The sequence below is a fragment of the Micromonospora sp. S4605 genome, from assembly GCF_003176715.1.
GTDB lineage: Bacteria > Actinomycetota > Actinomycetes > Mycobacteriales > Micromonosporaceae > Micromonospora > Micromonospora echinaurantiaca.
Genome location: NZ_QGSW01000187.1, coordinates 1 through 10080 on the forward strand (window position 1 = coordinate 1; position 10080 = coordinate 10080).

Here is a 10080-nt window from a genome sequence, read left to right on the forward strand (position 1 = left end):
GCCTCACCCGCACCACCCGCCCCAGCTCCCGTCCCTGCTCCTATCCGGCGTGCCGGTGACGCATCCGCTCGGCCCGGTCGGGTATCCGCCGGGCGAGACAGAGGGAGGTTACGGTCCATGAAGCTCAACGCACAGCAGGTCAGTTCGCTGTACGGCCAGAACGTCACGGACCGCTCGGGGTCGAAGATCGGCAGCGTGGGTCAGATCTGGGCCGACAACGCCGGTGAGCCGACCTGGGTCAGCGTGAAGACCGGGGTGATGGCCAGGAAGGAGTCGATGGCTCCGCTGCAGAAGGCCCAGATCGCCGGCGGCACGCTCGCCGTCGACTACGACAAGTCGACGGTGAAGAACGCGCCCACCGTGGACGCCGACACCGACGAGCCGCTCACCACGGCGCAGGTCGAGCAGCTCTACCGGCACTACCAGCTCGCGCCGCAACCGGCTCCGGCCGCTCCGCCGGCCCGGGAGCGCGGACGTGCGCCGGGTGCCGGTGAGGACCTCATCCGGTCCGAGGAGCGCCTGCGGGTCGGCACCGAGAGCCAGCCCGCCGGCACCGCGCGGCTGCGCAAGTACGTCGTCTCCGAGGACGTGCACACCACCGTGCCGGTCGAGCACGACGAGGTGTACGTGGAGCGCGAGCCGATCTCCGCCGCGAACGCGCGCAACGTCCACGCCGACATCGGCGAGGCCGAGCAGGAGATGAACCTGCGCGCCGAGCGACCGGTGGTGCGCAAGGAAACGGTTCCCGTGGAGCGGGTCCACCTGACCAAGGACGAGGTGGTCGACCAGCGGGCCATCGACGAACAGGTCCGGCGGGAGCAGGTCGAGGCCGACATCCCGGAACGCAGCCGGCGACGTCGCTGACACCTGACGCACGACGGGCGGGTGGGCCGGTTTCGACCCACCCGCCCGACCCGCGGTGACAACCGACGACCTGGCGCCCCGCCTGCCGATGTTCGGCCCCTGACGGTATTCGCGCGGGCACGCCGTAAAGACTTGCGCCATCGGGTGGCCGGTGCTGCTCAGGAGTCGCCGCTGCTCGGGTGACCGTCGCCGACGGAGGTGTTGATAGCTGGGCCATGGAAGTTGACCACGTACTTGGGGTCTGGCGTTCCCGGCTGTTGGGTCTCGGCGGGTTCCCTGCTGACGGGTTCCTTGCTGAAGGTCTGGAGCAGCAGGTTTTTCAGTACGGGAACGGTGGAGCTGCCGGGCAGGTCCGGGTTCAGGATGGAGAAGTGGTCGCCGGGCAGCGACCCGACCCTTTGGAATGGTCCCTGACCCGACGCACGCGGCACCACGTTGTCGGAGCTGCCGGAGAACGCGTGCAGCGGGATGCGTACGTGGTGCATGACAGTGCGGCGCGCGTCGGCGACGTCCGCGCTGAGGGTCCCCAGGTCGCGCGCTTGGGGATGCCGTCCGAGGCCCGCCGCGCGACGGATCGAGCGCAGGTATTCGGATCCCTCGTTCGGGCAGGCGAGCATGACGATCAACTCGATCCGGGCGAGGCCGGACTCGCGCTTCTCGTGCACCATCCACGCGAGGTACCGCTGCAGGATGAGTCCGCCCTGGCTGTGCGTGACGATGGCGAGCGGTCCGGCCGGAAGCTGGTGGTCGATGTAGCTGGCCAGGTCCTGGGCGATGTCGTTGTAGTCGGGGATCCGGGTGGGCAGTAGGGGCAGCGACAGCTTGGGCGACCGGTAACCGAAACGTTCGATGCGGAGGGACGCCAGGTCGGCGTCCGCGTTGAGTCGTGCGGCTATCCGGTCCCACGTGGCCGGCGAGGACCAGAAGCCGTGGATGAACAGCACGGTGGCGTTACGCATCGATGTCCTCCAGCTGCCGGTAGGTGGTCAGACGAGGGATGGTCCGCTGAGGCCCCGGTGTTCGCCCCCGCGGTCGGGGCCCTTCGGTCGGTAGGGTTCGCTGAGCCACTCGTGCTTCCGCCGTACGCGATCGACGTCTGTTGTGGTTCTGCTGAACATGACCTCGATGTCGTTCTCCTGGACGGGGTCGTCGCCGACCATCGCTCCGTCGACGCGGACGAGGCTCATCCGCGGGGAGGGCGCCAGTTTGAGCGCCTGCAGGCGGCCGTTGACGAAGTCCACGGGGAGGCCCTGTACGGCCTCGTTGACGACCTTCAACATCGACGCGACGTCCATGGTCGCGTGGGCCGGGCAGATCAGCCCTGCGACCGCCCGCGCCAGTTTCTCGTTGCTGGCCAGCAGGTCCTGGGCCTCTGGAAGGCGGGAGGTCACATAGGTGAAACGGTTGGTCTGCTGGAGGTTGTCGCCGACCTTGACGTCGACGTTGAAGCCCAGCAGGGTGTTGAGGAAGCCGGCCGACCGCTTGGCCCCTGGATCGTCGACTCTCAGGCGGGCCGGACGCCACGACACGAACCAGCCAGGATGCGCGAGCACGTTGATCAATCTGGCGCGGTGGCTTTCGTCGCCGGGGTTCATGATGACCTCGGCGGCAGCCTTCTGAACTTCCGCACGAGCGAAAACCCGATCGAGATCGAACCTGGCGTCCTGCACGGTGATCTCGAAGCGGTTGATCTGCTGGTTACCATCGCCGATCATCACGCCGCGCACGTCGCTCAGGTCGATCTCGTAGGGAGTAGTACCGGCCGACGGCGCCTCGGTGGTTGTGAGGGCGAAGATGTGGGACGGGCGATCGGGGTGGGAGCGGAACGGCCGGGGCGGCTGGCCGGTGGCGACCTCCGGCCGGGCCTCGCGGACCGACTCGCGCGGGTCGTTGTGCGCGATGGTGCATCCGGAGTAGAGCAGGTGGAAGTCGGGGTCGCTCACGGCCTCGCTCATCGCCTCCCGGTCATCGGCGTCGTCCTCGTCCGACACCCGGTGCAGCGGGATCGACAGATCAAATCTCTCCACTGGCCAGCCGGACCACAGCTGATGCCATTGAACGCGGTTGAAGACGAGTCTGGCGACGCCGGCCCTCTCCTCGTCGACGGGTCGGGACCGCCACATCTCGCGGACGTGCGTCGAGTAGTCGATCGTCCTGACCAGAACCAGTCGTCGAGAGTCCCCGCCCCACCAGTAGAGGCGCACCCACACGCGGACCAAGTCGGTTCTCATGGGAACTCCCGTCGCCGATACTTCACTATACGGCGTGACTTGGCTACCCAACGCAAGAGTTGATCTTCGGTGGCATCGAGGCGTGGCGCTGGAGGCAGCGCCACGGACGAGTCGAAGTGCAGCGTCGCGTCGGGCCTGCAGGACGGACGGCGGCCCGCTGTCTCGCGTGTCGGGGCGAGACAGCGGGCCGTCGGTCCGACCCTTCTCAGTCGGCGAGCGCGCCGGCCGCCCGGCCCTCGTGCAGGGTCAAGTTGCGCCCGTTCGTCGGGTCGAACAGGTGGATCTTCTCCAGGTTGAACCAGACCCGGCGGGTCTCCCCCTCCACCACCGGCGACTCCGCCGACAGCCGGGTCACCAGGTTCGCGCCGGCCCCGGTGAAGTCGGACGCACCGGCGTCGGCGGCCAGTTCCTCCAGCTCGGCGGCGCTGGCCCGCTCCCCCTCGACGGTGAAGTAGACGTACTTGTCCGAGCCCATCGACTCGACGATCTCCACCGGCGCCTCGAACTCCATGCCCCGGCGGCGGGTGTCCTCGTCGACCAGGTCGGCGTCCTCGAAGTGCTCCGGCCGGATGCCGAGGATCAGCTCGCGGGGCGCGTCGGCCGCCGCCAGCTCGCGCCGGACCCGGTCGCCCAGCGGCACCTCGCCCAGCGCCGTGCGCAGCGCGCCGTCCTGCACGGCGGCGTGCAGGAAGTTCATCGACGGCGAGCCGATGAAGCCGGCCACGAAGAGGTTGCGCGGGTGGTCGTAGAGCTCCTGCGGCGGGCCGACCTGCTGCACCGCGCCGCCGCGCATGATGACCACCCGGTCGCCGAGGGTCATCGCCTCGGTCTGGTCGTGGGTGACGTAGACGGTGGTGGTGCCGAGCTGCTTCTGCAGCCGGGACACCACGGTGCGCATCTGCACCCGCAGCTTCGCGTCCAGGTTGGACAGTGGCTCGTCCATCAGGAACGCCTTGGGCTGCCGGACGATCGCCCGGCCCATCGCCACCCGCTGGCGCTGGCCGCCGGAGAGGTTGGCCGGCTTGCGGTCCAGTAGCGCCGTCAGCTCCAGGACCTTCGCCGCCTCCTCGACCTTGGTGTTGATGGTCTCCTTGTCCAGCTTGGCCAGGCGCAGCGGGAACGCCATGTTCTCCCGGACGGTCATGTTCGGGTAGAGGGCGTACGACTGGAAGACCATCGCGATGTCCCGCTCCCGGGGCGCCTTGTCGTTGACCCGCTCGCCACCGATGCGCAGCTCGCCGGAGCTGATGTCCTCCAGCCCGGCGATCATGTTGAGGGTGGTGGACTTTCCGCAGCCGGAGGGGCCGACCAGGATGACGAACTCGCCGTCGGCGATCTCCAGGTCGACGTCGGCCACCGCGACGGTCCCGTCCGGAAACTTCTTGCTCACCTTGTCGAGCACGATGTCAGCCACGACTATCACCTATCCCTTGACGGCGCCGGAGGTCAGGCCGGAGACGATGCGGCGCTGGAAGAAGAGGACGAACAGGATGATCGGAATGGTGATCACCACAGCGGCGGCGCAGATCGCCCCGGTGGGGTCCTCGAACTGCGACTCGCCGGTGAAGAACGACAGCGCCACCGGCACCGTGCGGGACCGCTCGGTGGAGGTCAGCGAGATGGCGAAGAGGAAGTCGTTCCAGCAGAAGATGAAGACCAGGATCGCCGTGGTGAACAGGCCGGGCGCGGCCAGCGGCGCGATCACCCGGCGGAACGCCTGGCCCTGGGTCGCCCCGTCCATCTTCGCCGCCTTCTCCAGGTCCCACGGGATCTGCTTGAAGAACGCCGACAGCGTGTAGATCGCCAGCGGCAGCGCGAAGGTGATGTACGGCAGGATCAGGCCCGGCCAGGTGTCGAAGAGGCCGAGCTGCCGCTCGATGTCGAACAGCGGCGAGACCAGCGACACCTGCGGGAACATCGCGATCAGCAGCGAGACGCCGACCAGCAGCCGCTTGCCGGGGAAGTCCAGCCGGGAGATCGCGTACGCGGCCATGGCGCCGAGCACCACCGCGATCACGGTGGCGATCAGCGCGATGCCGATCGAGTTGACCAGGGCCCGGACGAACTGGTCGGTGGCGAAGATCGTCCGGTAGTTGTCCAGCGTCCACTCCCGCGGCCAGAACTTGCCATCGGTGAGGGTGGCCGGGGTCTTGAACGACAGCGACGCGATCCACAGCACCGGAATCAGCGCGAAGACGACCACGACGACGTCCAACAGACCCCAGCGGAGCTTGGCCCGGGTGGTGGTTTCGACAGCCATCTCAGCGCCTCTCCCCGTCGTCGCTGCCAGGGGCAGCGGTACCGAACAGCTTCACGAAGACGAAGGCGATGATCGCCACGGTGAGGAAGATCAGCACCGACATCGTCGACCCGATGCCGAGGTTGAGGCCCCGGATCAGGTTGTTGTAGGCGAGCATCGACACCGACGAGGTCTCGTTGCCGCCCGCGGTGAGCACGAAGATGTTGTCGAAGACCCGGAACGCGTCCAGGGTGCGGAACAGCAGCGCGACCAGGATCGCCGGCTTCATCACCGGCAGCATTACCTTGGTGAACCGCTGCCAGGCGGTGGCCCCGTCGGTGGAGGCCGCCTTGAGCAGGTCCTCCGGGACCAGCGCCAGCCCGGCCATCAGCAGCAGCGCCATGAACGGGGTGGTCTTCCAGATCTCGGCCAGCATGATGATCGCCAGCGAGCTGGCCCGTTCGGTCAGCGGCGCGCCCTCGCTGAACAGGTTCGCCAGGTAGCCGGTGCCGGGCGTCCAGGCGTACCGCCAGGAGAAGGCGGCGACCACCGTGACGATGCCGTACGGGATCAGCGCCGCGGTGCGGACGATGCCCCGGCCGACCAGCGTGCGGTGCATGATCAGCGCCAGGCCCATGCCGAGCACCAGTTCGACCGCGACGGTGACCACGGTGATCAGCGCGGTGACCCCGAACGCCGTCCACCAGAACTCGTTGGTCAGCACGGTGACGTAGTTCTCCAGCCCGATGAACTCGCGCTGGTCGGGGAAGCGCAGGTCGAAGCGCTGCAGCGACAGCCAGACCGAGTAGAGGATCGGGTAGGCCGTCACCAGCACCATGACCAGCGCTGCCGGCGCGCAGAGCAGCCAGCCCAGCCGGCGTTCGGCCTTCTTGTTCTCGCTCAGCGGCGGCTTGCGCCGGCGGTCGCGCTGGGCCGGCACGGCGGCGTGCCGGGCGCCGGACCGGGCAGCGGTCTCGTCGGCCGCGACCTCGGCCCCGCCGGGGGTGGCGTTCACGCTCACGGTAGGACCCCCTTGGACTCCAGGGCGTCGGCGATGGCGTCGCGCAACTCGTCGGCGGTCCGCTGCGGGTCGATCGCCGACGGCGGCGAGAGGATCGCCGACATCACGGTGGAGATGCTCTGGTACGCCGGGGTCAGCGGGCGGGTCGCCGGCTCCTTGAGCTCCTCCAGGATGGTCTCCTTCATCGGGTACGCCTCGGCCATCTCCGGGTCGTCGTAGACCCGCTCGATGGTCGGCGGCACCCCGTCGTTGACCGCGGAGAACTTCTGGTTCTCGGCGTTGCGGATGCACTTCGCCGCCTCGAAGGACTCCGCCGGGTGCTCGGAGTAGGCGCTGACCGCCATGTTCACCCCGCCGATGGTGACCTTGCTCGGGGTGTTCTCGTCGATGCCCGGCACCCGGGCCCAGGCGACCTGCTTGGCCAGCTCCGGGTTGGCCTCTTGCATGGCCGGGTAGACGAACGGCCAGTTCACCTGGAAGGCGCCGTTGCCGGACTGGAACTCCAGCCGCACCGGGTCCTCGGTGGCGTTGCTGAACGACGGCGACGTCACCCCCGCCGTGGCGAAGCGCTGGAGCTGCTCCAGCGCCTTGACGGTGCCTTCGTCCATCGCGGCCCGCTTGCCGTCGTCGCTGAGGATGTTGCCGCCGGCGCTCTCCGCGAGGGTGTTGTAGAGGACCACCAGGCCCTCGTACTGGGCGCCCATGGTGAGCACCTGGTACGGCTTGCCCTGCTGCTTCAGCTGCTGGGCCGCCGAGATCATCTGGTCCCAGCTCTTCGGCGCCTCGGGCACCAGGTCCTTGCGGTACCAGAGCAGCTGGACGTTGGTGTTCTTCGGCGCGGCGTAGAGCTTGTCCTGGTAACGCGCGGTCTCCAGCGGGCCGGCCAGGGTGCCCTGCTCGACCTCCGTGCGGTCCTGCCCGGTCCACTCCAGGATCCAGTCGGCGCTGGCGAACTCCCGCGTCCAGGTGACGTCGAGCCCGAGCACGTCCATGCCGGGGTCCTCCGCGGCGAGCCGACGCACCATCTGCACCCGCTGGTCGTCGGCCTGACGCGGCAGCACCCGGTAGGCGATCCGGTACCGGCCCTGGGCCGCCGCGTTGCAGTTGTCCACCACCTTGTGCAGGTTCTGCTCCGGCGGGTAGTACAGGTTGATCGTCGGCACGCCGCCGTCGTCGCCGGATCCGCAGGCCGCCATGGGTGCCACCAACGTCAGCGCCGCGGCCGCGGCCAGCGCGCGTACGCGTGGCCGGCGCCGGCGCCCGTCGGGATCGCTCATCACCCCTCCCCTCGCAACAGCCGGGGTGACGCACCGTGCCCCGGCGCACGGCGAGACGGTCGGGACGCTGACCAGTGAGTGATCGGTCCCGGACGTTTCGTGGCCCCAACACTGCCCGACCTGGGAAGTCACGAAACCTGGCGACGATGGGGCGTCGAGCGCGGGGCCGCCGGCGTGACGGGGATCACCGGCAGCCGGGCGCGCGTCACCAGGGAAAGCAGGTGCGGCGGACCCGGCTGGTGCTGCGCCGCTAAGACGTCGGCTGGGCGCTCGATGGTGCCGGGCGCCGGACGGGTCAGGCCACGCCGAGGCGGTGCGCGGCCAGTCCGCGGATCGCGCTCGGGTCGGCGCCCAGCTCACCGAGTAAGCGAGGAGCACTGTCGTCGGGGTCGGTCAACGCGGCGTACACCAGGTGAGCGGCGCCGGCCGGCACCCGGCCGCCGAGGGTGCTCAGCTCCCGTGCCCGCTCCGCGATCCGGGCCGCCGCCGCGGTCCAGGGCGGGTTGTTCCGATCGGTGCGCCACGCCCGCCTGGGCTGCGGGCCGGCGAACTCCCCGCCGTGGCCCTTCCCGGCCACCACGAGGCCGACCTCCTGCCGGGCCAGCCCGAATCGGCTGAGCAGGATCTCGTTCGCGGCGCCGGAGGGCGCAGCCGGACGCAGCTCGCCGGCCCGCGTCTCCTCCTCCAGCACGAGCACCGCCATGATCAGATGCGCCGGTGCTGTCCGGTCGTGCCCGAGCCGCACCGTCTCGGCCACCGCCTCCAGCTCCAGCCAACCGAGCGCGGGCGTGGTCTGGGTGAGCAGCCGGCTGGCCGAGGCGACCAGCCGGGCCGTGAGCCGGCCGGCTGGCACCGGGTCCGGTCCGGCGAGCACCCCGATCCGCCGGAGCGGACCGGCCAGCCCCGACCGGGGCGGTTCCCGGTCGCCCCGGGGCCAGATCCGGGCCGCCACGTCGTCGAGCCGGCCAGGCAGGAGGCCAGCCTGGGCGATGTGCTGCCCGGCCCGGCTGCCGGGCGTCTCCAGCAGCGCCTCCAGCAGGTGGTTGCTGCCCACCGACGGTGCCCGGCGCCGTACCGCCAGGTGCGCGGCCACCCTCAGCACCGCGGCGGCCTCCGGTTCCCAGCCGGGTGTCCCGGCGAACCGGTCCCGCGCAGGCCCCGGCCACCCGAAGGCACGCCAGTACGCCTCCCGCATCGCCCGGGTCAGCTCGACCGTCAGTTCCACCGACAGTTCGGGGTCCACCGGCGACGGGTGCGGCGGCTCCCCGGTCTCCTCCGGCTGCGGCCGGACCGGAATCGCCGCGCGGAGCGGCGGATAGCGCCCCAACAGCCCGAAGAGCAGGTCGTCGCTGCCGATGCTCAGCTTCTTGAGCCGCACCGCCTCCTGGCCCGCCCGGCGGAGCACCGAGTAGAGGCCACCACCGATCGTGATGGACATCGTCACCTCCGCCTTCCGTGTTGCGCCACGTCGCTCCGGTCATCCGCTCCAGCCGGTCGCGGCCGTTCGCGGTGGCGCGGGTCCGGCGCCTGCCGCGATACGGCCGGCAATCGCGGTGCCCGGGCGGCCATACCGGGTCCCGACAGCTCCGCTCCGCGTTCCGCGGCCGGCCCCGGAGCCTATCCGCGCGGGTCCACCTGGCATCGGTCGCCAAGGGCCGGCCGCTGCTGGCCGACCAACCGCGTCTGCCCTTGCCTCCACGCGGAAGCGGGCGCGGGTCGGCGCGCTGCGGGTCGGCGCGCGGGCGCTTAGGCTCGGCCGATGGACGCCACGTTCTTCTTCGATCCCGCCTGCCCGTGGACCTGGCGCACCTCGCGGTGGCTGGTCGCCGTCGCCGACGCCCGTGGCCTGCGGGTCGAATGGCGGGCCTTCAGCCTGGCGATTCTCAACGAAGGGAAGTCCGCCCCCGAGTTCGCCGACGTGCTGGCCGCGTCGAGTCGGGCGCTGCGGCTGGTGGAGGCGCTGCGCGCGGACGGCCGGCCGGACGACGTCGCCCGGTTCTACGCCGAGGTGGGCGCACGCAGCCACGACGCCGGGAACCCGCTGTCGCCGAAGATCGTGGACGCGGCCGTCGAGGCGGCCGGCCTGGGTGACGCGGCGGCGGCGCTCGACGACGAGCGCTGGGACCGGGCGGTACGCGAGTCGCACGCGCTGGCGTACGCCTCGGCCGGCCCGGACATCGGCTCGCCGGTGCTGATGGTGCCCGGCGCGAAGCGGGGCATGCACGGGCCGATCCTCACCGAGGTGCCCGGCACCGACGACGCGCTGACCATCTGGGACTGCATGCTCCCCCTGATCCACCTCCCGGCCTTTCACGAACTCAAACGCGCCCGCCACTGACCCCTGACCCTCACCGTCGCGTTGATCATGAGGTTGGCGGGGCGCTCTGTCCGTTCCGGCACCGTCAACCTCATGATCAAACGAGTTGAGGGGGTGGGAGTGGGTGGGGA

9 protein-coding genes are annotated in these 10080 nt (G+C 70.3%); 2 read left to right on the forward strand and 7 right to left on the reverse strand.

The genetic code is table 11. The features are described 5' to 3' along the window. The first annotated feature begins 117 nt into the window (after positions 1–117). Positions 118–864, forward strand: coding sequence for a YsnF/AvaK domain-containing protein (locus DLJ47_RS15285; RefSeq protein ID WP_109900686.1), 747 nt, complete (start codon positions 118–120; stop codon positions 862–864). Between the two features lie 158 nt (positions 865–1022). Here the strand turns inward: DLJ47_RS15285 and DLJ47_RS15290 are convergent, their stop codons facing one another. The 7 genes from DLJ47_RS15290 to DLJ47_RS15320 all read right to left on the reverse strand — a co-directional run bounded on the left by DLJ47_RS15290 (position 1023) and on the right by DLJ47_RS15320 (position 9070). After that, a complete protein-coding gene (locus DLJ47_RS15290) occupies positions 1023–1823 on the reverse strand; it encodes an alpha/beta fold hydrolase (RefSeq protein WP_109900687.1) in 801 nt (266 codons plus the stop codon). 27 nt (positions 1824–1850) lie between these two features. Beyond that, positions 1851–3095 carry a hypothetical protein gene (locus DLJ47_RS15295; protein ID WP_109900688.1) on the reverse strand — a complete coding sequence of 415 codons (1245 nt, stop codon included), beginning with the start codon at positions 3093–3095 and terminating at the stop codon, positions 1851–1853. 205 nt (positions 3096–3300) lie between these two features. Further along, positions 3301–4509, reverse strand: coding sequence for an ABC transporter ATP-binding protein (locus tag DLJ47_RS15300; RefSeq protein ID WP_109900689.1), 1209 nt, complete (start codon positions 4507–4509; stop codon positions 3301–3303). A gap of 9 nt (positions 4510–4518) precedes the next feature. Next, positions 4519–5355 (reverse strand): carbohydrate ABC transporter permease, encoded by an 837-nt coding sequence (locus tag DLJ47_RS15305; RefSeq protein WP_088993019.1) that lies wholly within the window; start codon positions 5353–5355, stop codon positions 4519–4521. A gap of 1 nt (position 5356) precedes the next feature. Continuing rightward, complete coding sequence (locus tag DLJ47_RS15310) at positions 5357–6355, reverse strand: carbohydrate ABC transporter permease (protein ID WP_109900690.1); 999 nt, start codon at positions 6353–6355, stop codon at positions 5357–5359. Continuing rightward, on the reverse strand, positions 6352–7632 hold the full coding sequence (locus DLJ47_RS15315; RefSeq protein WP_109900691.1) for an ABC transporter substrate-binding protein: 1281 nt from the start codon (positions 7630–7632) through the stop codon (positions 6352–6354). The genes DLJ47_RS15310 and DLJ47_RS15315 overlap by 4 nt, the downstream gene beginning before the upstream one ends. 295 nt (positions 7633–7927) lie before the next feature. Then, entirely contained in the window at positions 7928–9070 is a 1143-nt protein-coding gene (locus DLJ47_RS15320; RefSeq protein WP_109900692.1) for a Clp protease N-terminal domain-containing protein, read from the reverse strand. 321 nt (positions 9071–9391) lie between these two features. Between DLJ47_RS15320 and DLJ47_RS15325 the strand changes: the two genes are divergently transcribed. Beyond that, positions 9392–9970, forward strand: coding sequence for a DsbA family protein (locus DLJ47_RS15325; RefSeq protein ID WP_109900693.1), 579 nt, complete (start codon positions 9392–9394; stop codon positions 9968–9970). The last annotated feature ends 110 nt before the right edge of the window (positions 9971–10080 follow it).